A 26,050-nucleotide genomic window follows, 5' to 3' on the forward strand; every position below is an offset into this window, starting at 1 on the left:
CGACGACCCNGAGTACGANTACCTNCGCGGCCGACTCGTCGCCGTCCGNGACGCNGAGCGNGCGGTCCACCGCATCACCGCCCAGGGCAACAGCGTGCTTGCGGGACTCGGCGAGGCCCACGACGTGCTCCACGAGACGTTCCCGATCGAGGACTGATGGCCGCCGAAAGCGAGGGGTTCCGAACGGTCGATCTCGGCGAGATCGACCCCGCACGAAGCCGCCACATGTGGACCCGATCGAGCGTCGCACTCACCGACAGCCACGTCGTTGTCGGCCAGTGGGACGGTGCAATCACCGCTTTCGACCGTGAATCGCTGACGACGGCGTGGGAGACCGACCACGACGACAGCCCGGCGGGTCTCCTCGCAGTCGACGGTTCGATCATCGCAGCCGGTCGCGGCGAGGCAGGACGGATCGCTGCCTACGACGCCGACGGCGACGAACAGTGGTCGTATGCGACCGCCGGCGACATCGGTGAGCCGACCTCGGATCGCGTTTTCGAACAGCCTTACGTTGTCGACTGCGTCGCTGGCGACGACCATCTGTTTGCCGCCGCGCGCCGCTACGAGCGCGATGGCGAGACACGACGCTGGCACAGTACCGTCTACAGGTTCGGGAGCGACGGCAGCGTCGCGTGGCGGTTCGCCGTCGACGCCTCGCCTATTGCCCTCGATCTCGATGCGTCGGGCGACCGTCTCGCCGTCGGCTACAACCGCTGTATGGGCGACCACGACGACGGCCTCGTCGTTCTCGATAGCGACACCGGCGAGCCGGCGTGGCGGTGGGACCCCGGTACCGCCGGCGACCGCCGCGTCGGCGACGTGTCCTTCGACGGCGACCGACTGGCGGTGACGAGCCACGGCGACAAGCGCGGCTACGCGCTCGATGCCGACGACGGCAGCCGACAGTGGCGGGTCGATCTCGCGGTCGAAACCGAAATCGACGGCGAACGTCTGTACGCCTATCCGAACCACGTCCACGCTGCTGCTGGTCACGTGGCCTTTCTCACAGGGAACACCTATCCGGTCGAAGGACGCGAAACCGAGGGACAACATCCACACGAACACCGGCTCGTCGCAGTCAATACCGAGGGCTCCGAACTGTGGGACGCCGACCTCGGTGGGTTCGTCCACGGCGTGGCGACAGCGGGCAGCCGACTGGTCGTCCCCTGCGCACAGAATTTCCGCGTGCGTGATCCAGCGGCCCACGCCTTGCGGACGTTCGATCTCCCAACTGGTGAGACTGCTACCCACTCGTTTGCGGGGATTCCGACGGCAGCGGCCGTCGACGCCGACAGCGTTGCAGCCGTCGAGGAGCCGATCGTGTACCACGACGAGGGGGAGACGCGCGGGTCGTATGCAGTTCACATCGATACTCGCTGAGTCGATTCGACGGATTCGCGTCGACCAGTTGGGCAGTGTCGGCAGCGCGACAGAACCGTACAGCCTTGATCCCACCCAATCCATCCTTCGTGTTGTCAGCGGGAACCGCCGGTAGCAGTCGTGACGAGCAGCCTATCGGAACCGAAACCTCTCAGAAAAAGTAGGGTCACCAGAGCACTTTTAGCATAGTTTACTGATAGTAAAAACGATGATCCCTGGTGCTGATTCCGCAATCACACGGAACGAGAAGTCCTTGATTCTGGCGTACGATCACGGCTTGGAGCACGGCCCGGTTGACTTCGAGCCGAACCCGGCGACGGCAGACCCCGACCGAGTGTTCGAAATCGGCACCCACGACGCGGTCACCGCAGTCGCCGTCCAGAAAGGGATCGCCGAAGGCTACTACCCCTCCTATGAGGACAAGGTAACACTGCTGGCCAAACTCAACGGCACCTCGAACCTCTGGATGGGTGAGCCCAACTCGGCGGTCAACTGGACGGTCGAAAACGCGGCCGAAGTCGGCGCGGACGCTATCGGNTTCACCNTNTANGGCGGCTCNAACNACGAGATCGAGATGGNCGAGGAGTTCCGCGACGCNCANGAGGCCGCCCGCNNNCACGACCTCNNNGTCGTCATGTGGTCNTACCCGCGCGGNCAGGGNCTNAANAACGCGACCACGCCCGACACTATCGCCTACTCGACGCGACTCGGTCTCGAACTCGGTGCGGACATCACGAAAGTCAAGTATCCCGGTTCGCCGGAGGCGATGGCCCACGCTGTCAACCAAGCGGCCAAATCCAAGGTCGTCATGAGCGGCGGCTCGAAAACCGACGATCAGGAGTTCCTGACGACGGTTCGCAACGCGATGGACGCCGGTGCGAACGGCCTCGCTGTCGGTCGCAACGTCTTCCAGCGCGATAACCCCGAACAGATCCTCGACGGCCTCGAAGCCGTCATCTTCGAGGACGCAAGCGTCGCCGACGCCCTCGATACGATGGGCGTCGAACCGTCGAACCCCGAGGCCCTCTAATGCCTGCTGACACCAGCGATTACGAGGCGGAGTTGGACGCCATCTTCGAGACGCTGGCCGAACTGGCCCCCGAGATTCGGGCATCACTGCCGGGCCGGCGTGTCAAAAGCGACGAGGTCAATCCCTCGGGCGAAACCCGCTTGGAGGCCGACGCGTACGCCGACGAACTCATCGAGGAAGCCCTCGGCGGGATCGACGGCGTCGGCACCTACGCCAGCGAGGAGCAGGCCGAACCCATTGATGTCGGCAGCGGCGAGGTCTCCGTTGCCTGCGACCCGCTGGACGGCTCCTCGAATATCAAGCCGAACAGCCCGATGGGGACGATCATCGCGGTCTACGAGGGCGACCTCCCGGCCGGTGGCGACCGTCTGCTCGCCTCGGGCTTCGTCCTCTTCGGCCCGATCCTCACGATGACCGTCGCCCGCGACGGTGAGGTCTACGAGGCCAACGTCGGCGACGGCGAGATCGACGTGATCGACGACGACGTGACGCTGCCCGACGAGCCGACCGTCTACGGCATGGGCGGCCGCGTACCGGACTGGACGCCGGGCTTTTCGGCGTTCATCCGCGCCATCGAACAGGAGTACAAACTCCGATACGGCGGCGCGATGGTCGCCGACGTGAACCAGGTGATTACCTACGGTGGGATCTTCTCGTATCCCGCGCTCAAATCGGCCGAAAACGGGAAACTCCGTCTGCAGTTCGAGGGGATTCCGATCGCCTACATCATCGAATCCGCCGGCGGGGCGTCCTCCGATGGAACGCAGTCGATCCTCGATGTCGACCCCGAGAAGTTCCATCAGCGCGTGCCGGTCCATCTCGGCAACGACGAGATGATCGATCGACTCGAAGCGACGCTCGCCGCTCACGACTAACAACGCGTCGACGACGCATCCGGCGGCGGCATCGCGGGCGTGGCGGGCCTTCCCCACATCAGCATCGTTTTTATGCTCTAGTGTCAGGGACTGGTATGGCGGTTTCCGGCGTCACATCGTGGGTCGAATCCGTATTGGTCGACGGCGTCTCGACCGAACTGCGGATCACAGCGAGCATCCTGATCGCCGTCGGTGCCTTGGTGGTCGCCGGAGTGGTCGTCCCGACGGTCGCCGCCCGCCTTCGCGGGTTCGTCTCGCAGTGGGCTCGGGGGCGGTTCGGCGAGTCGGCCAGCGAGACCTTCGAGCGGGTCGATTCAGTCGCGCCGATTGGCGTGCTCGTGACGATCCTCATTCGCCTCGTCCAACTCCTCATTCTCTCCGGGACGGCATTCGTCCTGCTTGTCGTCTGGGGGCAGATCAGCACAGCCCTCCAGTTGATCGGGATCAGCCAACTCGCGTTGCCGGCGGTCGGGCGGTTCGTCTCGACGGGGCTGGTCCTGCTGGCGGCGTTCGTCGTCAACGACTTCATTCACGACATCGTCAGGGAGTACACCGCCAACACGGCCCGCGTCACGGCCCACCAAGAGCAGATCCTGACGCGGGTGTTGCAGGTCGCGTTGATCCTCGTCGTCGTTGTCGCGGTGTTCACGATCTGGGGGATCGATATTGGGAGTCTGTTGGTCGGCGCAGGCTTCCTCGGCGTCGTCATCGGGCTTGCGGCCCGCCAGACGTTGGGGTCGCTGTTGGCCGGCTTCGTGCTCATGTTTTCTCGACCCTTCGAGATCGGCGACTGGGTCGCCATCGGCGAGGAGGAAGGAATCGTCACCAAGATCACGATCATGAACACGATCATGCGGAACTTCGACGGCGAACACGTCGTCATCCCGAACGACAACGTCGCCAACCAAGCGATCACGAACCGGAGCCGCGACGGCAAACTCCGCATCCACCTCGAAGTCGGGATCGATTACGACGACGACCCCGAGCACGCCAAGGAAGTCGCTCGTGAGGCCGTCGAAGGGCTCAAAATGGTCGAAAACAACCCCAAACCGCAGGTCTTCCCCGTCGCATTTGGCGGGTCGGCAGTGACGCTGGATATTCGATTCTGGATCGCGCCGCCGACGCCGCAACGCCGCTGGCACGCGACGGCGGGCGTCGTCGAGTCGGTCAAAGAGCGATTCGCCACCGAATCGATTAGTATTCCGTTCCCGCAGCGAACGGTCAGCAGCCGTGATGTCTCCGAGCCGGAGACGGTGACACAGCCGGCGGCAACCGACGACGCCGAGGAGTGATGCCGCGCCGATTCAATACGAGAACCGCTGAAACCAGTCGGTAGACCGGACAAAAGTCGGGTTTAGATGCGGTGAACCCAAATCCTCAAGTTTCGACTGGCTCTAATTCCGGTATGAACCGCGAGGACGCCCGAGACCGGTTTCGTCGCGCCTCGTGGGTCAACGTCGTCGCCAACGTCGCCAAGATCGTCGCCGAGGGTGCGGTGGGGATCACGTTCGGCTCGGTCGCCCTCGTCGCCGACGCGGCCCACTCGGTGGCCGACCTCGTCGCCAGCGGTGTCGTCCTCGTGTGGGGCAGCAGCTCCTACGACGCTGCCGACGTTGACCACCCCCACGGTCACGCGCGTATCGAGCCGCTGACCGCGCTGTTCGTCGGCGCGGTGATCTTCCTCCTTGGGGGGTATCTGCTCTACGAATCCACCCGCGGGCTGCTGGCTGGCTCCGAAATCGAGTTCAGCTACTACTTGCTCGGTGCGCTGGGCTTTGCGATGGTCGATATGTATCTCGCCTACTGGTACACCGAGCGAGCCAACGTCGGGCTGGATTCGACCGCGCTGACCGCGCTGGCGAAGGACTGCCTCAACGATATCTACACCACGGTCGCCGCGGTCGTCGGCGTCATCGGCGTCCGACTTGGGTTCCCAATCCTTGATCCAGTCGCGGGCGCGCTCGTGAGCCTGCTGGTCATCTATCAGGGCGTCGAGATCGCCCGCGAGAACTTGGATTACCTCGTCGGTGCGGCCCCAACACCCGGCAAGCGCGAGGAGATCGAGGCGATCATCGCCAACCACGCCGCCGTCGAAGGCTATCATGACTTGACGGTTTTCTACGACGGCACTGTGTTGGAAGTCGAAGCCCACGTCGAGGTCGACGGTGAGTTGACGATCCGCGAAGCCCACGACATCGAATCCGAACTCGTCGATCAACTCACTGCCCTCGGCGATGTTGGCGACGCGCACATTCATCTCGATCCGGCTGGGCTCGGCGAGTGGAAGGATGCAGCCCACGAGCCGCAGGACGACTAACCCGGTAACGATAGACAGCGATTTACTCCCGGCTATCGAATTCCCAGTGTGCAGATCGTTGGCTACGATGCCGCTGATGGTGGCCTCCTATTGAGCGGCGGCCACAGCGATTCTAAGTCGAATGCGGGAGTCACCGCTGACGACGCCAACGATCAGATCACCTACCGGTCGCTCGACCCCGGCACCGAACTCGAATACAGCCTCGGCGACCGCCGCTGTGCCGGGATGATCCACGACGACCGCCACATCGCCTGCTCGAACCCAACCGCACCCTACTGTCCAGACCACGACAGCACGTGGGTCTGTGCACGCTGTACGGGTACCTGCCTGAAAGACGAAATGGACTGCTACGACGACCACGCGATCTATCTCGCGGCGTTCGCGCCGGCGACGTTCAAAGTCGGCGTCACGAAGCACTGGCGACTCGAAACCCGGCTGCGCGAGCAGGGAGCCGATCGTGCCGCCCACATCGCCACCGTCGACAACGGCCGAATCGCCCGCGAGCGTGAAGCCGAGATCGCTGCCGACGTTCCGGATCGCGTTCGCGTGCCGACCAAACAGGCTGGTCTCGGTCGCGCTGTCGACACCGACGCATGGGAAGCACTGCTGGCAGAGTTTGATCCGATCGAGCGATTCGAGTTCGACTACGGTCTCGATCTCAACAGCCAGCCGGTCGCCGAAACCGTCGCGGCCGGGACCGTGCGAGGAACGAAAGGCCGATTGCTGATCGTTGACCGCGACGGATCGACGTACGCCGTCGACATGCGGGAGTTGGTCGGCTACGAAGTAACTGCGGGACGCAGTAGCCGGGAACTCCAGTCGAGTCTCGGTTCGTTCGAGTAAAAAATTCAGGCGTTACCGCAGAATCCGACTACAGGAGCCACAGAGGTTCTCNTCTTTCACGTCGACCTCNCGNACNGTNGGCGAGAAGNTCATNACNCANNNGNNGTTGTCNCAGTGNTCNAGCCCNAGNGTGTGGCCGATCTCGTGGACGACCTCNTTNCGGACGCGGTCGGCGAAAACCTCGTCTTCCGGTTTGCTCGTGATGCCGCCATCGGAGGAGGTGCGGAGGCGATATGTCGAGATCACCGAGCCGTTGCCGTTGAGATACGCAAGCCCGAAGACGTAGTTCCGGCGACGGTAGTAGAGGTCGTTGCCCGTAATGCCGATGTTCGTATCGCCGGTGCCGACACGGCTGACGAGTTCGATGAAATCCTCCGCCCGGTACTGGTTCCGGTTTTGGTCGAACGCGCCGTCGGGGATCGACTGGCTGTCGTGGACGGTCACGTCGCAGTCGTAGACCGACCGTAGGACAGCCGACGACTCCCGCTTGACCGTGGCGGGAACGTCCCCAATCGGCACGATGTCGGCATGCATGAGGGTACCTATGACAAGCCGGTTCTTAAATTTCACGCCAAACCTCGGCGGCGTCGTGCGATTGTCTGACGCTCGCTGGCCGCCGCCACGGCGACGCCCGCCCGGTGTTTGCCAGCCATATCTCGGTACGCTTTTTTTACCGGCCGGTCACGACCACCCAATGAGTTCTCTCTCCGTCGTGCTCGATATTGACGGCGTGTTGGTCGATGTCGCCGACTCCTACCGCCGGGCCGTCATCGAATCAGTCCGCCGCGTCTACGGCGAGACGCTCGACCGCGATGCGATCCAGCCGTTCAAAGACGCCGGCGGCTTCAATAACGACTGGCTTGTCACCGACGCGATTGCGCTCTACGTCCTCGCCCGCGAGCAGGGATTCGAGCAGGACATAGCGACGTTCGCCGATCGGATCGCCGACGCTGGCGGCGGGCTCGACGGAACGAAAGCTGTCCTCGAAACAGAGCTATCGGCGAGCGACTACGACGAAATCACTGACCGGTGGGACCCAGACCGGCTCCGCACGGTGTTTCAGGCCCTCTATCTCGGGAGCGACCTCTTTGCGGAACTGGAAGGCGGCGATCCACTGTTTGACGCGGCGGGCTACATCCACGACGAGCCCGTGCTCGTCGAGAGCGAGACACTGACCACGCTGACCGACCGCTACGACGTTGGCGTCGTCACCGGTCGTCCCGCCGCTGAGGCGACGATCGCACTCGATCGCGTCGGCCTCTCGGTCGCCGACGACCGACGATTCACGATGGACAATTGGGAGCACGGGAAGCCCCATCCCTACGCGCTGTTGACGCTGGCCGAGCGGTTCGACGCCGAGACGGTCGTCTTCGTCGGCGACACGCTGGATGACGTGCGAACCGCAGTCAACGCGGCCGAGGAGGACGAACGCCGCGAATACGAGGGAATCGGCGTCCTCACCGGCGGGCTGACCGGTGAGGCGGGCCGCGCTGCCTTTGCGGACGCTGGCGCGGCGGCGGTACTCGATTCCGTCAACGATCTTCCCGAATATCTGCAGGGCATCGAATAGGCCCGAGATAGCCAAGCCGAATCGGTACCGGGCCAGTCCGCCGGTCACGTAACGCTTACACCCGAACAAGCCCGACGACGACCATGCGAATCGCGTTACTCGGCGGCACCGGTGAGATCGGCGAAGGGCTGGCCTTGCGGTGGGGCCACGACAGCGACCACGACATCGTGATCGGCTCTCGGGACCCCGAGAAGGCCCGCGAGGCAGCCGACGACTACGAGAGCGAACTCGCCGACCGCGGCGTTGATGCCAAGATTACTGGCTTCGAAAACGCGATGGCTGCCGACCGCGCCGACGTGGTCGTGTTGGCCGTCCCGCCGTACCACGTCGCCGACACGGTCGACGCCGTCGCCGACTCACTCGCCGAGGGCGACATCCTCGTCTCGCCGGCGACGGGCATGCAGCACGACGAGGACGGCTTTCACTATCACCGTCCGGACGCCGGCAGCGTTACCGCTATCGCGGCCGACGCCGCACCCGACGAGGTGCCGGTCGTCGGTGCGTTCCACAACCTGGCGGCCGGCCGCCTGGCCGATCTGGATTCCGACCTGGGAATCGATACGCTCGTCGTCGCCGACGATGAGAGTGCCAAAGCCACCGTTAGCAGCCTCGCTGAGGACATCAACGGCCTCCGCGCGCTCGACGCTGGCGGGGTCGCCAACGCCTCGGAAATCGAGTCGGTGACGCCGCTGTTGATCAACGTCGCCATGAACAACGACGGCCTGCACGATCTGGGCGTCCGGTTCGATTGATTAGGGCTCGCGTTCGTCGGCGTCGAGTGCCTCGCGTTCTTCGTCGGGGAGTTTGATCGCTCGCAGCGAGGTGGCCTCGGCATCCTTGATCGTCGTTTTCGCGTCGCTGGCGGCTGGATCCGGAGCCGCTGTTTCAGCCCCCTCATCAGCGTCGCCAACCTTCTCAGCGTTGTCAGCGAGCCACCGCTGCAGTTTCGCGCGCAGCCCCATCGATTCGTTATCGATTGTTACCCGCGGTCGACAAAAGATGGTCGGAAGCGACGGATATAGACAGGCGACGACTGAAACGACGCTATGAACGCAGCCGACGACAGCCGGCCGGGAGCCGCCGAGCGTGCCGCGACCGCCGGCGCGGAGCTCGCCCTCGAATCGTTCCGGACGGGCATCGCTACTGAGACCAAGGAAAGCAAGACCGACGTGGTCACGCAGGCCGACCGCGACGCCCAAGCCCGCGTGATCGAGGTCATCGAAGCCGACTACCCCGACGAGCCGATCGTCGGCGAGGAGGACGACGCGCTGAAAACAGTCCCCGACGAGGGCCCGGCGTGGATCGTCGATCCCATCGACGGCACCAACAACTTCGTCGACGACATCCGCGTGTGGGGGACGGCTGTCGCCGCCGTCGAGGACGGCGAACCCGTTGGCGCGGCCGTGGTGTTACCCGCCCTCGGCGACAGCTACACCGCCGACCGGGAGGCAGCGTATCTGAACGGGACCGCGATCAGCGTCAGCGAAACGAACGATCCTGAGATGGCAACCGTCTCCCCGCTGATGTGGTGGGATTTCGACAGCCGCGACGAGTACGCGGCGGCGACCCGCGAGATCGTCACCCGGTACGACGACCTCCGGCGGTTCGGCTCAGCGCAGGCAACGCTCGCGCTGATCGCCGCAGGCTCACTGGACGGCGGGTTTACGAACCTCGTGTCGCATCCGTGGGACAGCGTCGCCGGCGTCCACTTCATCCGGCAAGCGGGTGGGAAAGTTACTGACCGACACGGGGATCGCTGGCGACACGATTCCGACGGGCTCGTCGTCTCGAACGGCTCACTCCACGAGTCGCTGCTGGCGGCGACTCGTGGGATCGAAGACTAGCTCGGCTGTTCGCTTGCCTCACACAGCCAGAGGAGACCGGAACGCTCAATTGAGCGACGGGCCGAACGCGAGGTATGGTTGCCCTTCCCGACCGGCTCGATACGTCTCCCGAACGGCTCTGGCTGGCGACGTTCGCAGTCCTGACGACTGCGCTGGTCGGCGGGTCGCTGCTGTTTCGTGACCTCGTCTATGACCGCTTCCTCTGGCAGTACTTCTGGGGTCCGGTCGCCGCCGACGGCAACGGCGTTGCCTGTGCCGTCAACGGCGATTCCGGCGTCGAGTACATTGCCTCGACGACTTCCTGCGCGGCCAGCGAGGCCGCCGGCGAGATCGTCGCCTATCCCGGCTATACGTTGGTCTCGGAGATCGGCTACATCGTCGTCCTCCTGTTCGCTCTCATCGGCGTCTATCTCCTTCTCGAACGGCTCGATATCGGCGACTCCCGGGCACTCTTCTACGCGCTGGTCCCGTTCATGTTGTTCGGCGGCGCGTTGCGGACGGTCGAAGACGCCGGCATCGCCGCCCTCAACGCTGGTGTGGAACCGCTGATTCCGTTTCCGTGGAGCGCGTTCATCATCAGCCCGTTCATTTACGTCACGGTCTTCGGCGTCACGCTCGGCGCGATCGGGCTCGGCGTCGCCTTGGAATCACAGGGCTACGTCGAGCGATACGAGTATCCGACCGGCGTGATCGGCACCGTACTGCTCGGCGGCTCGGTGCTCTATCTCGCGTATCTCGGCGCGACGACGACTTACGCAACGATCAACTGGCCTGTTATCACGGCGGTCCTCGGCGGGGCTGCCGTCGCCACCGCGGTGACATGGTGGCTCATCGTTCGATTCAAGCCGAGCATCAACGACGGGACGGGGCTCATGGGGCTGGTCATCATCTGGGGCCACGCCATCGACGGGACGGCCAACGTCGTCGGCCTTGACTGGATGCCCGCGCTCGGTGCCGGTCGAAACCTCGTCCCGAAACACCCGGTCAACGCGGCCGTCGTCGACATCACAAGCTCGATTCTCCCGCCGTCAGTGCTGGCGGTGACGGGCGATACGTGGCCGTTCCTCCTGATCAAACTCGCTGCCGCGACGTTCGTGGTCTGGATCTTCGAGGACGAACTCTTTGAGGAATCGCCGCGGTACACGATCCTCCTGTTGGTGGCAGTGCTCGCAGTCGGTCTCGGACCTGGAACGCGGGACATGTTGCGAGCGACGTTCGGCATCTAATTGTCGGTAATCGCGTTCGAAAAGAGGAGGCGGAGCGTCCGGCGTGTTACTCGATGGCGTCGCGGAGCCGCTGTTCGTAGCCGGCGAAGGCGTCGTCCGTCCGCGAGCGTGGCCGGTCGAGGTCGATCTCGACGACCTCATGCACCGACCCCGGCGACCCAGTCAGGACGACGACCCGGTCGGCCAGCGTGACGGCCTCATCAACGTCGTGGGTGACGAACAGGACTGTCTTGTTCGTCGCCGACCAGATGTCGAGCAGTTCCTCGTGGAGTCGCTGTTTGGTCTGGGCGTCAACGCTGCCGAACGGCTCGTCCATCAGGAGGATTTCAGGATCGACGGCCAGCGCGCGAGCGATACCGACGCGCTGTTTCATCCCGCCGGAGAGCTCCTTGGGGTAGCTGTCTTCAAATCCGTCGAGGCCGACGAGCTCGATCATCTCCCGGGCGCGCTCAAGTCGGGCCTGTTTGTCGAGGCCGCGCTGTTCGAGGCCGAAGGTGACGTTTTTCAGAACGGTCCGCCACGGGAACAGGCCGTACTCCTGAAACACCATCCCGCGGTCGGTGCCGGGCCCCTCGATGGGCTCGCCGTCGAGCCAGACCGTTCCATCAGTTGCCTCCTCCAAGCCAGCGATGATCCGGAACAGCGTGGTCTTGCCCGCGCCGGAGGAGCCGATAATACAGACGAACTCGCCTTCCTCGACGGCGAAGTTCACGTCGCGCAACGCTTCGACCGTGCCCGACCCCGAGCGGAACTGCTTGTCGATCCCATCGACGACGATCTTGCCATCGGTGGGCTGTTGGCTCATTCCCGCCATACGAGAACCCTCGATTCGACGCGCTGGAAGATCCCGTCGCTGATGAGAAAGACGATGCTGATGACGAACATGTAGGCGACGCTCACATCGAGCGCGAGGTTCTGGGCGGCGTTGATGATCTGGAAGCCGACGCCGGGCGCGCCGAACAGTTCGGCGGCGACGACGATCATCCACGACTGACCGATGCTCGTCCGGATGCCGGTCATTATCTCCGGGCTCGCACGCGGGACGATCACCTTCCGAATCATCGTGAGGTCGTTGTCGACGCCGAGTGAGGCGGCGACCTCCTTTGTGCTCTGGGGGACGCCCTTGACGCCGGCGTAGGCGTTGTAGAAGTTGATCCAAAACGCCCCGATGCCGACGATGAACGCCGCGCCCTGATGGTTAACGCCGAGCCAGACAATAGCGAAGGCGATCCACGCCAGCGGCGGGATCGGGCGCAACACGCGCTGTACGGGCGTGATCGCGTCGTCGAGGAGCTCGCTCCACCCCAGCGCGATTCCGGTGGCGATGCCGGCCGCGCCGCCGACGAACAGCCCCGGAATGTAGTGATAGAGGCTGTCGGTCAGGCTGACGAGCATCCGCGTTAGCGTGAACTCCGCGCCGAGCAGCGGGACGGTGAACGTCGCTGGCGCGGTCAACTCGACGATGAAGGCTTGCGCAACTTCGAGCGGTGTCGGCAGCAGGTACGTCGGCACCGGCATCGCGGCGACCTGCCAGATAAGCAGGAAGACAGCGGTTCCGACGGTGCCACGGAGGAGTCGTCGCCGGCTGCCGGATTCGAGTAGCTCCTCGTCAGCGAAGAGCCCGCTTTCGGAGTCTGTACTGGTGTCGATGCTCATCCGATCAGGCGACGTTGTCGTAGTGGCTGAACTCGAAGAGCTGTTCGTTGGTCAGGGTCTGTTCGGTGCGGTCCAGCCGATTTGCCCAGTCGGCGAAGATCGGTGTCCCGTCCTCGATCTCGTGTGGGTCGGACACGAAGTTCGACGCCTTGGAGTCCAACGCCGCACGGGCGTCTTCGACTGGCAGCGACTCGCTGCCGATTACGTTGCTCGTCGCTTGGGCGGCACCGTCGGGGTTCTCCTCGACGAACTCCGTCGCGCGGATGTGCTGTTCGACGAACGCCTCGGCGATCTCGGGCGCGCCGTCGTAGATCCGTTCGTGCATGAGCGCGACCGCGCCGGGTTGTCCACCGGGGAAGAAGTCACCGCTCCAATCGAGATCGGTGTAGCCGGCGTTGCGACGTTTCGCGATGGTTGGCACCGGCTCGATCATGCTCGTTCCGTCGATCTGTCCGGAGAGCAGTGCCTGTCGAACCGGGCCGGCACCGCCCAGCGAGGTGACGGTCACGTCGCTGCCGGGTTCCAGTCCTAACTCCTCGATCAGCCAGTAACGCAGCGTGATATCCGGCACCGATCCCGGCGGGAAGGTGCCGAACTCGAAGCGTTCGCCGTTTTCCTCCTCGAAGGCTGCGAAAGCGTCGGCTCCGGACGCCTCATAATCCTCGGCGAACGTGTCGGTGCCCATGATCAACATCGGGTCGACGATGTTCGCGTTCGTGATCTTCGCCGGGATGCCTTTGTCGATGACGATCATTGCCGGGATGATCCCGAACATCATCACGTCGAAATCGCCCGTCGCTGAGGCCTGCACGATGCTCGGACCGTCGGAGAAGAGCTTCGTTTCGACTTCGACCGGGAGCTCCTCGAAATATCCCTCCTCCAGCATGATGTGTGACTGGATATCGGGATAGATCGGCATATGGGCCACTCGCAGCGTGTCGATGCCTGCGCCACCGCCGCCGCCCGAGCAGCCAGCGAGGCCGGCCGCGCCGGCCGTCGCCAGCCCGCTCAGATACGCGCGTCGTGAGACGGTTGCCTGATTCTGTGTCATCTATCGCTATTCGTCTAGGGATGCTGTTTAAGCGTCGGATAGGTCGCATACCTGCCGATACCGATTACTCGCTCGTGTCACAACTTCGCTAGGTACGGCACCTGTCGGAGCTTTTTCATCGATTCGTGTCGGCTCGCTGTGTCATATATATCCGCAATACTAGCTGGAAAATGACCCTCATCCCAGCCGCCGTCGGACCAGGGCTTCGAACTGTTCAGAGCGACCCAATAGCACGTAGCTCCAGCCGAGGGCGACCCCCCAGATCGCATGCGCGACGAAGCCCAGTGGCGTGAGCATTGGCAGCATCGCCGACTGCCCAAGCGCGAGCAGCCACACCGGCATCACGAAGCCGGCGGCGACGAACCACAGCACTGTCCCCCACCCGAGGCCGAACAGCGACGCCCGCAGCGGTGGCGACAGCGACGCGCCGCGGTCGGTGTACTGGTAGCCGGTGGCGAATAGCAGCGCGAAGATCACGCTGTGGAAGAGATGCGTAACCCAGCCGATCCCGGCGTGGCTCACGCTGTAGAGCGCGCCGATGACCGGGAGGTTTCCTGCCGTGAGTTGCAGGAACGAGCCCATGAGCACCCCTGCGAACAGCCCGGTTGTGGTCGCGCGAGCGACTGCGGGAAAACTGATTCCGGTCGTATCTGTCACCGAGCCCGACAGCGGTTCTCGGGGAAGCTGGACAGTAACGCGGTGTGGATCATCGCTGTCCTCGCCGCCGGCCGTCGTGATCTGCCCACCGTATCGCCCGACAAGCAGGCTGACTGCCTGTAGCCCGAAGCCAGCATCCGGATCGTCGTACTCCGGGAACCGGCCCGTCGTGAGCAACTCCCGCTGGTCCGCCGGCAGCCCCGCCCCGCCGTCGACGACGCTGATCGCTACCGACTGCGGCGTCGATTCGATTTCGACGCGGACGGGATCGTCGCCACCGTACATGAGTGCGTTCTCGACCAACTCGGTAACGACGATATCGAGGCGGTCGTCGGCCGCGACGGTTAGGTCGCCGGGCACGGGATCGACCCGAATCTCTCGGTCAGGGTGTGACTCGCGGAGTTCCCCCACAGCTCTCTCCAGCGTTGGTTCGAGCCGAACCGTCTTGATCTCGCGGTCCTCGTTGGGGCTGGCGATCCGGCCGACCTCGTTGATCGTCCGCTTGATCGTTCCGGCGGCGTTGTCAATCGCCGAAACCGAATCGGGGCGGTCAGGCGTCTCAGTGAGCAGGCCGGCGTGGCCCTCGATGATCGCGGCGGCGTTGAGCACGTCGTGCCGAAGCAGGCGGTTGACGAACGCAGCGCGGTTGGCCGTCCGCCGGATCTCCTCGCGCTTCCGAGCGTTGGCGGCTGCTCGGTCGCCGATGAGGACGCCGACGACCGCGCCGCCGAGCAGGAGATTGCCGATCAGCAGTTGTGACTGGATCAGCGTCGCCATCATTCCCTCACGGAGGATTGCGCCGAGTTGTGTCGCCACTAACAGCGTGGCGAGGCCGACAATGCCGAGGAGACACCAGATGGTCACCGTGCGGACGTACAGCGGCGAGAACCGTCCGACGGCGAGGACGACGCCGTACACTGTCAGTCCGAGACCGATCACCAGCGGTGGCAGGCTCACGAGGCCGAACGCGACTGGCTCACCGACGATCACTGTTTCAGCGACATACAGCCGCGTAATCAGAAAGCCCAGCCCCGCGATCACCAGTCCGCCGATCCGGGTCCAGCGCGGGGAAACGTCCGTCATTGGTTGGCGTTTTGACTCACCCTAGTAGGATGTTTGGGTCCAATGAGCCCGCGGCGCACAACCACGCCACAACCGATGGCGGGTCGCCGACAGGTCTCAATGGTGACACGGTTGTCGCCGAGCGTGGCTGCGCGGCTATTTTTTATATCCTTTATGTACTACTTTTATATTGATTCGGTTCGTATCGATCGAGTGACTACTGTACATATGGTCGAACCGACAGACACTATCGAAATCCAGAACGTGGTCGCCTCAACAGGGATCGGGCAGGAACTCGATCTCGAAGCACTCGCTACCGACATTCCGGGCGCGGATTTCAACCCCGACAACTTCCCCGGCCTCGTCTACCGGACGCAGGATCCGAAAGCCGCCGCCCTGATCTTCCGCTCCGGGAAGATCGTCTGTACCGGCGCGGCAAGCACCGACGAGGTCCACGGCGCGCTCGATATCGTCTTCGAGAAGCTCCGCGGGCTCGGCATCCCGGTCGGTGACGACCCCGAGATCACGGTCCAAAACATCGTCTCCAGCGCGGATCTCGGCGNNANNCTCAACCTCAACGCCNTCGCNATCGGCNTCGGGNTNGAGNACGTCGAGTACGAGCCCGAGCAGTTCCCCGGGCTNGTCTACCGNNTNGACGACCCCGANGTGGTGATCCTGCTGTTCGGCAGCGGCAAGATCGTCATCACGGGCGGCAAGAAGCCCGAGGACGCCAAGGCCGGCGTCGAGAACATGACCAAGCGGATCGCCGACCTCGGGCTGTAGAAGGATCGCGGCGGTTACTGTGCGATCGCTTCCGGCGTCTGTTCGTCCAGTCGTTCGGCTTCCCACTGGCGGCGCGTCGCAAGCTCGCGCCGTGTTTTCTCCGTCGGTACGTAGCGGTTCGTCCGTTTGTCCTGCTGCTGTTTGTCGAGGTAGCCACGCTCGGCCAGCTCGTTGAGGTTCGGATACAGCTGGCCGGGGTTGATCTCCCGGTCTTGGTAGGCTTCGAGTTCGGATTTGATACCGAGCCCATAGGGATCATCGAGGCTGACGACGACGAACAGCAGGTCGCGTTGAAAGGCACTGAGGTCGTTCATGTGTTAGGTTCGAAGCGGCGTTCTGGCGTTGGTGGAAGGGCCTGCATCAGCGGGGTTCTCCGGTCGGACGGCTGTGTCGCAGTCGGCTGTCCGGTAGATGGTTGGGCAGCATCCGTGACCATCGTGTCGGCAGTTCACCTCGCCGGTATTTAAATCGAGAGCGACTGTTTCAGCGCGAGAAACAGGGTCGACCGCGGGTGGGTGTCGTTGCCAGCGGGTCGCAGGCGACACTGTTCAATTACTCAACGACGACCGTGCCGACCATGCCGTTCGCGCTGTGGGGGATGCATTCGTACTCGTAGGTACCGGCGGTGTCGAAGGTGTATTCGTAGGTGTAGCCCGCCTCGCTTTCGACGTTGCCGTCCTCGTGGCTAGCGAATGCGTCGTCGGTGGCGACGACGTTGTGCTCGCCGCCCTCGCCGGTCCACTCCCAGATAACGGTCGTGCCGGTTTCGATCTCGATTTCGGCCGGCTCGAAGGCCAACCCGTTGCCGGCACCGACCATCACGGTCACCGGTTCGGGCTCGCTGCTGCCGCCACAGCCGGCGAGGCTCGCGGCGAGTGCGGTGCCGCCGACAGCTTGGAGGACGGTGCGACGCGGCGGGGACTCGAAGTTCGTCATGTGCCTCTATAGGGAGGGCTGCCGGCGGCATAACGTAGCGGTTCGGCTCCCGAAACTGGTCTGTATCGGACAGCCAGCCCGGCTGAAACGGCCACAATCCGTCGACAGTTGGTTGTGACCCGAGCAGCGTGCTGTGGTGGGGACGGCTGAAATTGAGTGCCAACGCGGCGACCACGTGATTTATCACCACTTCGTCGGTAACATCCGACAATGGGTACTTCGTCGCAACAGGGGGCAGCCGTCGACGGCGCGGTGGTGCTGGAGACGCTTGGCGATGAACCCACCAGAGCGATCATCGAGGAACTCTCCGAGCCGATGACGGCCAACGAGCTCTCGGAGGCTTGCGACATCCCACTCTCGACGATGTACCGGAAGCTCGATCGGCTGACGGAGGCCTCGCTGGTCGCCGAATCGACCGAGATCCGTCGAAGCGGCCAACACACGACGCGGTACACCCGGGATTTCGAGGAGGTGACCGTCTGGGTGTCCGACGAGGAGCAGCTCGCAACGACGATCGAACGGCCGGCCACCGACCGGACGGCCGACCGCCGGCTCGAAGAGCTTTGGGGCGAACTACGGAAGGAGACCTAACATGCATCTGGAAACGATCATTGTCGCTATCATGGTCAGTATCCTCGGGTTGGGGGGTGCGATCACGTACTTCGCGCTGAAAGCCTATCGCCGCACCGGCGACCCCTCGCTGCGTGGGCTGATGATCGGCTTCGGCTTCGTGACGCTTGGCGCGCTGTTCGGCGGAATCGCCCACCAACTGCTGGATGTCGGCCTCGATGTCGGCATCGTCATCAACTCCGGGCTGACCGCCATCGGGTTTGCGATCATCACCTACTCGCTGTTCATCGAATAGCCGCGATCACTGTGCCGCTGGACTGCTGCGTCCGCCTCGCTACTGGACCGCCGCGTTCGACCGAACTGTTATTCGCTCCCTCGTCGTTGGTGTGAGCATGTCCCGACACTCGCAAGCGACGACGCAACCGACTGGCGAGGCGTGACCGATGGCCGATCCGCTCACTGTTGGCATGCTTGGCTACGGGTTCATGGGACGGGCTCACGCCAACGCCCTCGATCGGTTACCGATGTTCTTCCCTGACGCCCCCGAGACCGTTCGCCACACGCTCGTCGGCCGCGACGAAGCCGCCCTCAGCGAGGCCGCCGACCGCCTCGGCTTCGAGCACACGGCGACTGACTGGCGAGCCGTCGTCGACGACGTGGACGTGCTCTACAACCTTGCTCCCAATCACCTCCACGCCGAGCCGTCGATCGCCGCGCTCGACGCTGGCACGGCCGTCCTCTGTGAGAAACCGCTGGCGGCGACGTTGGCCGACGCCGAGGCGATGGTCGAGGCTGCGGCCGCCGCCGACGTTCCCGCTGGCTGTGGCTTCAATTATCGGTTCGTGCCCGCGATACAGTACGCCAAACGACTGATCGACCGCGGTGACATCGGCGATATTCGGCAGTTCCGCGGCCGCTATCTGCAGGATTGGCTCGTCGACCCCGACGCGCCGTGGACCTGGCGGATGGACGGCGAGACCGCGGGGTCGGGCGCGCTCGGCGACCTCGGTGCGCACACGGTCGATCTCGCACGGTTCCTCGTCGGCGACCACGCCGGCCGGATCGAGCGCGTCGCGGGCCACCTGCAGACGTTCACCGACCAGCGACCCGTCTACGCCGCCGACGGCGAGACGGTCGCCGAGTACCGACCGGTCACCGTTGACGACGCCTACACCGCACAGGCAGCCTTCGAGTCCGGTGCGGTCGGCACCTTCGAGGCTTCCCGTGTCGCTGCCGGCCACAAGAACGATCACACGATCGAGGTCCACGGCACCGAGGGGAGTCTCCGGTTCTCGCTGGAACGGCTCAACGAACTGGAGGTCCTGACCGGCGACAGCCGCGGCTACGAGACGGTACTCGTCACTGACGAATCGGATCCCTACGGCGACAACTGGTGGCCGCCGGGCCACGTCCTCGGCTGGGAACACACCTTCGTCCACGAGAACTACGAGTTCTTTTCGGCGGTCGCTGGCGACAGCGACTTCGCACCTTCGTTTGCCGACGGCTATGCTGTCCAGCGCGTGCTTGAGGCGATCGAGCGTGCCGACGAGTCCGGGGAGTGGATCGACCTCGCTGGCGACGACGCGCCAGCCGGCCACTGATAGACGCGATTCGGCCGCCGGCTGACCGAAACGACTTTTCGGGTCGGCGGTATCCCTCCGGTATGTCCAGCGTCAACACTATCGAACTCGTGATGACTGTGGGGATGGGCGTCGTGATGGCGGCGTTGCTGGTGTGGGCCGACTATCTCACTGTCCCGAGTTCGATCACGTTCATTTCGATGGTCGTCATCGGGTTCATTGCGATGCGCGCGATTCGGGGTCGCAAGTGGAGTTGGCGGTAGCGTCCGACCTCAACATTCATTCCGCCTCGGCGTATTGCCTTCAGTAGTTCCCACTCGCTATGAGCACCCCGACTGAGCACCCGCCGGCAGGGCCGGATCCGGCGGCGGACGACCGAAGTAACTACGATTACCGTAGCGACGAAATCGAGAACCCGGATCTGGTCGCAGATCTCGAAGCTCTCGTTGACGGCGAGGTCCGCTTCGACAGCTACACACGAAATCTCTATGCGACTGACGCCAGCGCGTACCAGCAACTTCCCATCGGTGTCGTCGTTCCGACCTCCACTGACGACGTGCAGGCAGTTATGGAGTACTGCGCCGACAACGGGATTCCGGTCCTTCCGCGCGGCGGCGGAACCAGTCTTGCGGGCCAGACGGTCAACGAGGCGGTAGTCCTCGATTTCAAGAAAGAGATGGACGCCGTCGTCGACATCGACACTGAGGCCGGCACCGCGACCGCTCAGCCCGGGATCACACTTGCGCGACTGAACGACAAACTCGAACCCCATGGCCTGAAGTACGCCCCTGACCCCGCATGGGGCGACAAGAGCGTCCTCGGCGGCTGTATCGGCAACAACTCGACGGGCGCACACTCGCTGAAATACGAGAAAGCCGACGGCTACCTCGAAGCCTGCGAGGTCGTCCTCGCCGACGGCACCGTCACCACCTTCGACTGGCTCCCGGTCGATGAGATCCACGAGCGGGCGGCCGCCGCGGCGACTGACGACCCGAGCATCGAAAATCAAGTGTACGCCGTTGTCAGCGACATCCTCCGCAATCACCGCGACGAGATCGAGGCTCGGTATCCCGACCTGATGCGTAACGTCTCGGGATACAACCTCGACAAACTCGTCGCAGACGCCGAGGACCACGACGCGGTCAACGTCGGCCGCCTGCTGGCCGGCAGCGAGGGGACACTCGGGATTGTCACCGAGGCGACCGTCTCCCTGGAGCCGATTCCCAACGAGACGGCGGTCGTCATGCTGACCTACGACGACGTGCTCGACGCGATGGAGGACGTGGCACCGATCCTCGAACACGATCCCGCTGCCGTTGAGGTAATGGACGACGTGTTCCTCGAGCTCGCCGCCGACCGCCCGGAGTTCGCGGACGTGGTCGATATTCTGCCCGACGGCACGGACTCGACGCTGCTCGTCGAGTTCTACGCCGACTCGATGGCCGACGGCAAACAGAAAGTCGCCGACCTACTGGCCGACCGACTGCCGAGCGTTGATGCGGCGGTCGAGCCGAGTGACAGAGCCGGTGACGAGATAGCAGACGAAACCTACGCTGTCGACGCCTTGGAGGCCTACGACGCCGACCGCCAGACAAAATTCTGGAAGATGCGGAAGGCNGGNCTCCCNATNCTNCTNTCGCGGACGAGCGACGCGAAACACNNNNCGTTCATCGAGGACNNNGCGNTNCCNGCCGAGAANCTCCCCGAGTACGTCAGCGACATCCAGACGCTCTTCGAGGAGTATGACACCTTCGCCTCCTATTATGCCCACGCCGGACCGGGCGTCCTCCACATTCGCCCGCTGTTGGATCTCAAAGCCTACCAGGGAATCGAAACGATGTACGAGATCTGCGACGACGTGACCGACCTCGTCATCGAGTACGGCGGCTCGGTGTCGGGCGAACACGGCGACGGCCGCGCGCGAACGACGTGGAACAGGAAACTCTACGGGAGCGAGGTCTGGTCGCTGTTCCAGCGACTCAAGGCCGCGTTCGATCCTGACGACCTCTTGAATCCCGGCAACGTCAGCGGCGACGCCGATTCGACCGAGAACCTCCGATACGACGCCGACTACGAATTCGACGCCGAGTTCGACCCGACACTCAACTGGGACAACGAGAACGGCTTTCAGGGGATGGCCGAACTTTGCCACGGCTGTGCGGGCTGTACCGGCCACCAGGAGACGACGGGCTCGGTGATGTGTCCGACCTATCGGGCGACCGACAACGAGGAGATCACTTCGACACGGGGGCGGGCGAACATGCTCCGGCGAGCAATGAGCGGCGACCTCCCCGACGACGTGTTCGGCGACGAGTTCAGCCACGAGGTGCTGGATCTCTGTATCGGCTGTAAGGGCTGTAAACGGGACTGTCCCAGCGGCGTCGACATGGCGAAACTAAAAACCGAGGTTGCCCACGAACGCCACCAACGCGAGGGCGTTGGGCTCCGCGACAAACTCTTCGCCAACGTCGAAACGCTGTACAGTCTCGGCAGCAGTCTCGCGCCGGTGTCGAACTGGGCGACGAAGCTCCCTGGTTCGGGGGTCTTCGCCGAGAAGACGCTCGGCATCGCCCGCGAACGCGAGTTACCGACGTTCAGCCGCAACACGCTACAGAAATGGGATCGAAACCGAACGACAGCCGTCAGCGAAGCCGAGGCCGAGCGCAAGGCCCTGCTTATTCCTGATCCCTACACGAACTACACCCAACCCGAAGTCGGCAAAGCGGCGGTTCGCGTGCTTGAAGCCGCCGGCGTCCATGTCGAAATTGCCGATGAAGTCACCGACAGCGGACGGCCGGCTCACTCGAAAGGGTTGCTCGATCAGTCGCGGGCGACCGCCGAAGCGAACGTCGACGTACTGGCCGACCGCGTCGCCGACGGCTGGGACCTCGTCAGCGTCGAACCCAGCGACGCGGTGATGTATCAGGAGGACTATCTGGATCTGCTCTCCGGCGACGATGTCGAGGCAGTCGCCGACAACACCTACAGCGTACTGGAGTTCATCGACACCTTCCGTCTGAACGACTCCATCGACACCGATGGCGACGAGACGCTGTCGTACCACGGCCACTGCCACCAGACCGCCGCCAGCCGCGACCACCACGCGGTCGGCGTCCTCCGGCGGGCGGGGTATGCGGTCGACGTGCTCGATACGACCTGCTGTGGGATGGCCGGTTCCTTCGGCTACGAGGCCGAACACTACTCGATGAGTCAGGCTATCGGCAGCCTGCTGTTCGACGCCGTCGACGACTCGCCAGCCGCTGAAGTCGTCGCGCCTGGCACCTCCTGTCGCTCGCAGTTGGGTGACACAGACCGATACGACGGCAAACCCGCGCACCCAATCGAAAAAGTGGCCGACGCGCTCAGGGACTGAGTTACAGCGTGTCGTCCGGGTCGTATTCCTCAGCCATCCGTGCAGCCTCCGTGCTGTACTGTTCCCGTGTGTCGGCGTCGTCAACGCTGCCGAGGTTGTCGGGATCGACTGCGAGGCTCACCTTCGTCTCACGATGATCGCCGCTGAAGCTCGTCAGCGCGCGCTCCTTCCGGAAGTCCTGCCGGCCGTCGGGCGTTGCGTACGTGAGAATTATCAAGTTCTGTTCGTCGTCGGAGTAGGTCCGCTCGACGAGCCAGACGCGTGTTTCGTCACTCATTGGCCTGTCCTATACACGCCGCCACTGAATCCATTTCGGCCGCCGTCGAGACCGCATGCACCGAGACGCGCACTGCCTCGGGGTACGGCAGCGACCGAATAATGATATTCTCGTCCGCGCATCGCTCGACGACTGTCTCGGGGTCATCGACAGCGATAGTGACCAGTCCGGACTCATACGATTTAGGGCTCAACAGTCGCTCGTCGTCGATTTCGGCCTTCAAGCGGTCGGTCAGCGTTTCGATCCGGGATTCGATTGCATCGATTCCGATGGCTTCGATGTTGTCGATGGCTTCGATCAGCCCGGCGTGTGGCGCGGGCGAGGTCGTTCCGATTTCGAAGCGCGTGGCTCCCGGTGAATATTCGAGGTCGTCGGCCGTCGGGTCGGTCACGCTCCGGTAGCCCACCGCTGCTGGGATGAGTGAGTCGGCTGTCTCGTGGTCGATATAGAGAAAGCCCGCGCCCCACGGGCCGAGCAGCCACTTGTGTCCGGCTGCAGCGACGGCGTCCGCACCCCACTCGTGGACATCCATTTCTTGTTGGCCGGGGACTTGGACGGCGTCGACGAGCGTGAACGCGCCGGTGTCGTTGGCGATGTCGACGAGATCGGTGACCGGAAGCCGCGTGCCGTGGGTCCACGTCAGCGCGCTGAAACAGACGAGTCGGGCGTCGGCGACCGCGTCGGTGTAGGCGTCGAGATCGACCCGTCCGTCTTCGGTTTCGAGGACGCGAACTTCGACACCCTCCCGTTTGAGTTGTTGCCACGGGAGAATCCCGGCCGGGTGTTCGAGGTCGGTGCGGACGACCACGTCGCCTGGTTCGAAATCGATGGCGGTGGCGATCCGGTTGATCCCGTCGGTCGTACTCTCAGTGAGCGCGACCTCCTCGGGGTCGGCACCGATGAGATCGGCGATCCGCTCGCGGGCGCGGTCGGCCGCACCGAAGGCGACCTCGTAGGGATCGTTCTCACTGGAGTCGTACTCGTGGGTTTCGAGACAGGCCGTCGCGGCCGCAACAACGGAGCGCGGGCTGGGGCCATGCGCGCCGAAGTTGAGATACGCCGCCTCGTCGAAGGCCGGCACGTCGGCCCGGAGTTCGCGTGGCGTCATACCTCTCAATTGGCGGCCGTCGGTTTAGGCCTACAGGCCGAACGCGCCGATCCGTCGACCGATTCGTTGCCGGAGGGCGGTGCCGACGGCGCGAATCAGGCCGACCGGCGCGGGCTGGATCGGGCCGACCGATAGCAGCCGACCCAGAAGCCCGGACTCACTGCCGGGCGTGTAGCGCGCGACGCGCTGGCCGCGAACACTAATCTCTGCGGGAGAGTTGAACACCAGCGGCGTTTCGGCGGCGACCGCGTCGAGTTTCGGCAGCCAGTTGCTGGCCGTCGCTCGGACGTTGCCTCGGAGGCCGTACAGTGCGCGGAGGGCAGCGAGGCTGTCGGCGTCGACGACGAGCTGGCCGTCGGCTGTGTGAACCGTGATCTCACCGGCTTCGGAGTGGAGGGTGAGGTCGACGCCGACGACGAGTTGGCGGGGGGCTGAATCGCGGGGGGACTCAGCCGTCGAGTCGGGGGTACTCACGGCAGGTTAGTCGTCGTTCTGGCTCGTCCGAACGGTGAGGGTACCGTCGAGCCGCCAGCGGGCGTGGTCGGCGTCCTCGCCGACTTTGTCGGGGACATCGACTTCCATATCCTCGAACTCGTAGGTGATTTCGGCTCCGCGGCCTGTGAGTCGTTCGTAGAGACCGATTGCGAGTTCGGGCCAGGTCTGTGTCTCGTCGATCTCGGCGTCGGTATCAGTTGTCGACATCGTACTTCTATGGAGGGTCGGAAGCCGGAAGAGTCTACCGCCGACCCCGGTCAGCTTTCGGTCCTATTTCCGCGCAAACGTCAAATAGCCCGTGTGGCCGACGCCTGCTGTCGACGGCCGTGTTCCCCGGTCGTCGAAAGTGAGTTCCCGCTGGATCGTTTCGATCGTCTCGATATCTGAGAGGCCGGCTTCGTCGGCGGCCTCCGCACTCGCTCGGGCATTCTCAACGAACGGCGAGTAGACAGCGAGGTAACCGCCGTAGGCGAGGAGGTCGACCGCGTCGGCGACGACTTCGGGGGCGTCCTCGGTGTCGAGGGTGAGCAGATCGAACGACTCGGCAGCAGCGAGATCGTCGATCTCCTCAGTGATATCGCCGGTTCGTACGTCAACCGTCTCGCCGACGCCAGCAACCGTCATGTTCTCTCGCGCTACGTCNGCGAACTCNNNGTCNNGNTCGTANGTCGTCACNNTGNCCCCGAGCCGGCCGAGATACACCGCGAGAATTCCGGTTCCGGTGCCGGCGTCGAGCACGCGGTCGCCGGCCGCGAGCCCGAGGTGGCCGAGGACGAGGCCGATGTCGCGNGGCATCATCGGCGCGCCGGTGCGTTCGAGNTGNTNGAACAGGTCAGGGCCGCGGAGTTCTCTGGCGCGGAATTCCTCGCCGAGATGCGTCTCAAGGGTGTCACCGGATTCAACATCCTCGGGGATTTCGACGACGCCAAGGTCGGTGTGGAGTTCGTCGCCCGGTTCCCGGAGGTACTCCCGGTCGCTGTGAACGAGGAGGATCACTCCAGTCGGTTGATCGCTGCGGCGGGTTCGCCGTCCTCGGCTTCGAGTGCTTCGCGGGCCTCGCTGGGCGAGACGCCGGTCTGGGAAGCGACGAGCTTGATATCCGATTCGGGGATCTCGTCGTCGCCACCGCTGTCGTCGCTACCGTCTGCGTCACCGCTTTCGACCGCACCGGCCGTACCCGCTGCCTCCTGTCGGTCGGGCTCGCCGACGATCTGGTAGGTCTGGGTGCCTTGGGCGTCCATGCGGGTGATTTCCGGGGCGTCGAAGACGAGCTGTTCACCGTCGCTCGTCGTGATCGTGACCGACTCAGCGTCGATCTCGGTCACGTCGATCCCCATCTGTTCCATCATCTGTTGCATCTTCCGCGGGTTCATACCGCCGCCTCCAAACATGCCTCGCCCTTCTGGTGGCGGCA

30 protein-coding genes and 1 pseudogene (1 of these 31 cut by a window edge) are annotated in these 26,050 nt (G+C 64.1%); 17 read left to right on the top strand and 14 right to left on the bottom strand.

Features of this window, described 5'->3' with window-relative positions; translation table 11 throughout:
* The 7 genes and pseudogenes from EGH24_RS11470 to EGH24_RS11500 all read left to right on the top strand — a co-directional run.
* Window positions 1-157: pseudogene (locus EGH24_RS11470) on the top strand (DUF3209 family protein); it begins 215 nt to the left of the window's first position.
* Entirely contained in the window at window positions 157-1,383 is a 1,227-nt protein-coding gene (locus tag EGH24_RS11475; protein WP_142980280.1) for an outer membrane protein assembly factor BamB family protein, read from the top strand. Before EGH24_RS11470 ends, EGH24_RS11475 begins: the two are co-directional and overlap by 1 nt.
* Window positions 1,384-1,591: 208 nt before the next feature.
* Window positions 1,592-2,413 carry a class I fructose-bisphosphate aldolase gene (locus EGH24_RS11480; RefSeq protein ID WP_142980281.1) on the top strand — a complete coding sequence of 274 codons (822 nt, stop codon included), beginning with the start codon at window positions 1,592-1,594 and terminating at the stop codon, window positions 2,411-2,413.
* The gene (locus EGH24_RS11485) at window positions 2,413-3,288 is read left to right on the top strand and encodes a class 1 fructose-bisphosphatase (protein WP_142980282.1); all 876 of its coding nucleotides are present in this window, start codon (window positions 2,413-2,415) and stop codon (window positions 3,286-3,288) included. The genes EGH24_RS11480 and EGH24_RS11485 overlap by 1 nt, the downstream gene beginning before the upstream one ends.
* A 95-nt stretch (window positions 3,289-3,383) precedes the next feature.
* The gene (locus EGH24_RS11490; RefSeq protein WP_142980283.1) at window positions 3,384-4,580 is read left to right on the top strand and encodes a mechanosensitive ion channel family protein; all 1,197 of its coding nucleotides are present in this window, start codon (window positions 3,384-3,386) and stop codon (window positions 4,578-4,580) included.
* A 113-nt stretch (window positions 4,581-4,693) separates the two neighbouring features.
* The gene (locus tag EGH24_RS11495; protein ID WP_142980284.1) at window positions 4,694-5,605 is read left to right on the top strand and encodes a cation diffusion facilitator family transporter; all 912 of its coding nucleotides are present in this window, start codon (window positions 4,694-4,696) and stop codon (window positions 5,603-5,605) included.
* Between the two features lie 48 nt (window positions 5,606-5,653).
* A complete protein-coding gene (locus EGH24_RS11500; RefSeq protein ID WP_142980285.1) occupies window positions 5,654-6,448 on the top strand; it encodes a DUF2797 domain-containing protein in 795 nt (264 codons plus the stop codon).
* Window positions 6,449-6,460: 12 nt separating this feature from the next.
* Here the strand turns inward: EGH24_RS11500 and EGH24_RS11505 are convergent, their stop codons facing one another.
* Window positions 6,461-6,982, bottom strand: coding sequence for an archaemetzincin family Zn-dependent metalloprotease (locus tag EGH24_RS11505; RefSeq protein ID WP_142980286.1), 522 nt, complete (start codon window positions 6,980-6,982; stop codon window positions 6,461-6,463).
* 160 nt (window positions 6,983-7,142) lie between these two features.
* On the opposite strand from EGH24_RS11505, the gene EGH24_RS11510 reads away from it, so the two are divergent.
* Together EGH24_RS11510 and npdG are read left to right on the top strand one after the other, a co-directional pair.
* On the top strand, window positions 7,143-8,018 hold the full coding sequence (locus tag EGH24_RS11510; RefSeq protein ID WP_142980287.1) for a TIGR01548 family HAD-type hydrolase: 876 nt from the start codon (window positions 7,143-7,145) through the stop codon (window positions 8,016-8,018).
* Between the two features lie 83 nt (window positions 8,019-8,101).
* On the top strand, window positions 8,102-8,770 hold the full coding sequence (gene npdG, locus EGH24_RS11515) for an NADPH-dependent F420 reductase (RefSeq protein WP_142980288.1): 669 nt from the start codon (window positions 8,102-8,104) through the stop codon (window positions 8,768-8,770).
* On the opposite strand, the gene EGH24_RS11520 is transcribed toward npdG, so the two are convergent.
* Complete coding sequence (locus EGH24_RS11520) at window positions 8,771-8,980, bottom strand: hypothetical protein (protein WP_142980289.1); 210 nt, start codon at window positions 8,978-8,980, stop codon at window positions 8,771-8,773.
* Between the two features lie 84 nt (window positions 8,981-9,064).
* Between EGH24_RS11520 and EGH24_RS11525 the strand changes: the two genes are divergently transcribed.
* Both EGH24_RS11525 and EGH24_RS11530 read left to right on the top strand, forming a co-directional pair.
* Window positions 9,065-9,862 carry an inositol monophosphatase family protein gene (locus tag EGH24_RS11525; protein ID WP_142980290.1) on the top strand — a complete coding sequence of 266 codons (798 nt, stop codon included), beginning with the start codon at window positions 9,065-9,067 and terminating at the stop codon, window positions 9,860-9,862.
* 74 nt (window positions 9,863-9,936) lie between these two features.
* Entirely contained in the window at window positions 9,937-11,088 is a 1,152-nt protein-coding gene (locus tag EGH24_RS11530) for a DUF63 family protein (RefSeq protein WP_142980291.1), read from the top strand.
* 46 nt (window positions 11,089-11,134) lie between these two features.
* On the opposite strand, the gene EGH24_RS11535 is transcribed toward EGH24_RS11530, so the two are convergent.
* From EGH24_RS11535 to EGH24_RS11550, 4 genes are all read right to left on the bottom strand, one after another.
* Window positions 11,135-11,893, bottom strand: a complete 759-nt coding sequence (locus EGH24_RS11535) for an ABC transporter ATP-binding protein (protein WP_394348373.1) — start codon at window positions 11,891-11,893, stop codon at window positions 11,135-11,137.
* Window positions 11,890-12,744 (bottom strand): ABC transporter permease, encoded by an 855-nt coding sequence (locus EGH24_RS11540; RefSeq protein WP_142980293.1) that lies wholly within the window; start codon window positions 12,742-12,744, stop codon window positions 11,890-11,892. The genes EGH24_RS11535 and EGH24_RS11540 overlap by 4 nt, the downstream gene beginning before the upstream one ends.
* 4 nt (window positions 12,745-12,748) lie before the next feature.
* Window positions 12,749-13,795, bottom strand: a complete 1,047-nt coding sequence (locus tag EGH24_RS11545; protein WP_142980294.1) for an ABC transporter substrate-binding protein — start codon at window positions 13,793-13,795, stop codon at window positions 12,749-12,751.
* Between the two features lie 177 nt (window positions 13,796-13,972).
* The gene (locus tag EGH24_RS11550; RefSeq protein WP_142980295.1) at window positions 13,973-15,535 is read right to left on the bottom strand and encodes a sensor histidine kinase; all 1,563 of its coding nucleotides are present in this window, start codon (window positions 15,533-15,535) and stop codon (window positions 13,973-13,975) included.
* 207 nt (window positions 15,536-15,742) lie between these two features.
* On the opposite strand from EGH24_RS11550, the gene EGH24_RS11555 reads away from it, so the two are divergent.
* Window positions 15,743-16,297: a TATA-box-binding protein gene (locus EGH24_RS11555; protein WP_142980296.1), complete on the top strand. Its 555-nt coding sequence runs from the start codon at window positions 15,743-15,745 to the stop codon at window positions 16,295-16,297.
* A gap of 14 nt (window positions 16,298-16,311) precedes the next feature.
* Here EGH24_RS11555 and EGH24_RS11560 read toward each other — a convergent pair whose 3' ends face one another.
* Both EGH24_RS11560 and EGH24_RS11565 read right to left on the bottom strand, forming a co-directional pair.
* Window positions 16,312-16,611, bottom strand: a complete 300-nt coding sequence (locus tag EGH24_RS11560; protein ID WP_142980297.1) for a PadR family transcriptional regulator — start codon at window positions 16,609-16,611, stop codon at window positions 16,312-16,314.
* A 238-nt stretch (window positions 16,612-16,849) separates the two neighbouring features.
* A complete protein-coding gene (locus EGH24_RS11565; protein ID WP_142980298.1) occupies window positions 16,850-17,233 on the bottom strand; it encodes a halocyanin domain-containing protein in 384 nt (127 codons plus the stop codon).
* A gap of 210 nt (window positions 17,234-17,443) precedes the next feature.
* Here EGH24_RS11565 and EGH24_RS11570 point away from each other — a divergent pair, with 210 nt between their 5' ends.
* From EGH24_RS11570 to EGH24_RS11590, 5 genes are all read left to right on the top strand, one after another.
* Window positions 17,444-17,824, top strand: coding sequence for a winged helix-turn-helix domain-containing protein (locus tag EGH24_RS11570; RefSeq protein WP_142980299.1), 381 nt, complete (start codon window positions 17,444-17,446; stop codon window positions 17,822-17,824).
* 1 nt (window position 17,825) lies between these two features.
* Complete coding sequence (locus tag EGH24_RS11575; RefSeq protein WP_142980300.1) at window positions 17,826-18,098, top strand: DUF7521 family protein; 273 nt, start codon at window positions 17,826-17,828, stop codon at window positions 18,096-18,098.
* Between the two features lie 148 nt (window positions 18,099-18,246).
* The gene (locus EGH24_RS11580) at window positions 18,247-19,404 is read left to right on the top strand and encodes a Gfo/Idh/MocA family protein (protein ID WP_142980301.1); all 1,158 of its coding nucleotides are present in this window, start codon (window positions 18,247-18,249) and stop codon (window positions 19,402-19,404) included.
* 62 nt (window positions 19,405-19,466) lie between these two features.
* Window positions 19,467-19,646 (top strand): hypothetical protein, encoded by a 180-nt coding sequence (locus EGH24_RS11585; protein ID WP_142980302.1) that lies wholly within the window; start codon window positions 19,467-19,469, stop codon window positions 19,644-19,646.
* A gap of 59 nt (window positions 19,647-19,705) precedes the next feature.
* Window positions 19,706-22,756 carry an FAD-binding and (Fe-S)-binding domain-containing protein gene (locus tag EGH24_RS11590; RefSeq protein ID WP_142980303.1) on the top strand — a complete coding sequence of 1,017 codons (3,051 nt, stop codon included), beginning with the start codon at window positions 19,706-19,708 and terminating at the stop codon, window positions 22,754-22,756.
* A 1-nt stretch (window position 22,757) separates the two neighbouring features.
* On the opposite strand, the gene EGH24_RS11595 is transcribed toward EGH24_RS11590, so the two are convergent.
* From EGH24_RS11595 to EGH24_RS11620, 6 genes are all read right to left on the bottom strand, one after another.
* A complete protein-coding gene (locus EGH24_RS11595) occupies window positions 22,758-23,033 on the bottom strand; it encodes a hypothetical protein (protein WP_142980304.1) in 276 nt (91 codons plus the stop codon).
* On the bottom strand, window positions 23,026-24,141 hold the full coding sequence (locus EGH24_RS11600) for an aminotransferase class V-fold PLP-dependent enzyme (RefSeq protein ID WP_142980305.1): 1,116 nt from the start codon (window positions 24,139-24,141) through the stop codon (window positions 23,026-23,028). The genes EGH24_RS11595 and EGH24_RS11600 overlap by 8 nt, the downstream gene beginning before the upstream one ends.
* A 30-nt stretch (window positions 24,142-24,171) precedes the next feature.
* Window positions 24,172-24,615, bottom strand: a complete 444-nt coding sequence (locus EGH24_RS11605) for a hypothetical protein (RefSeq protein WP_142980306.1) — start codon at window positions 24,613-24,615, stop codon at window positions 24,172-24,174.
* Window positions 24,616-24,621: 6 nt separating this feature from the next.
* On the bottom strand, window positions 24,622-24,843 hold the full coding sequence (locus EGH24_RS11610; protein ID WP_142980307.1) for a hypothetical protein: 222 nt from the start codon (window positions 24,841-24,843) through the stop codon (window positions 24,622-24,624).
* A 63-nt stretch (window positions 24,844-24,906) separates the two neighbouring features.
* A complete protein-coding gene (locus EGH24_RS11615; protein ID WP_142980308.1) occupies window positions 24,907-25,632 on the bottom strand; it encodes a methyltransferase domain-containing protein in 726 nt (241 codons plus the stop codon).
* Complete coding sequence (locus tag EGH24_RS11620) at window positions 25,629-26,027, bottom strand: nascent polypeptide-associated complex protein (protein ID WP_142980309.1); 399 nt, start codon at window positions 26,025-26,027, stop codon at window positions 25,629-25,631. The genes EGH24_RS11615 and EGH24_RS11620 overlap by 4 nt, the downstream gene beginning before the upstream one ends.
* Window positions 26,028-26,050 lie beyond the last annotated feature (23 nt).

Origin of the sequence: Halonotius terrestris (genome assembly GCF_006861665.1) — an archaeon.
GTDB lineage: Archaea > Halobacteriota > Halobacteria > Halobacteriales > Haloferacaceae > Halonotius > Halonotius terrestris.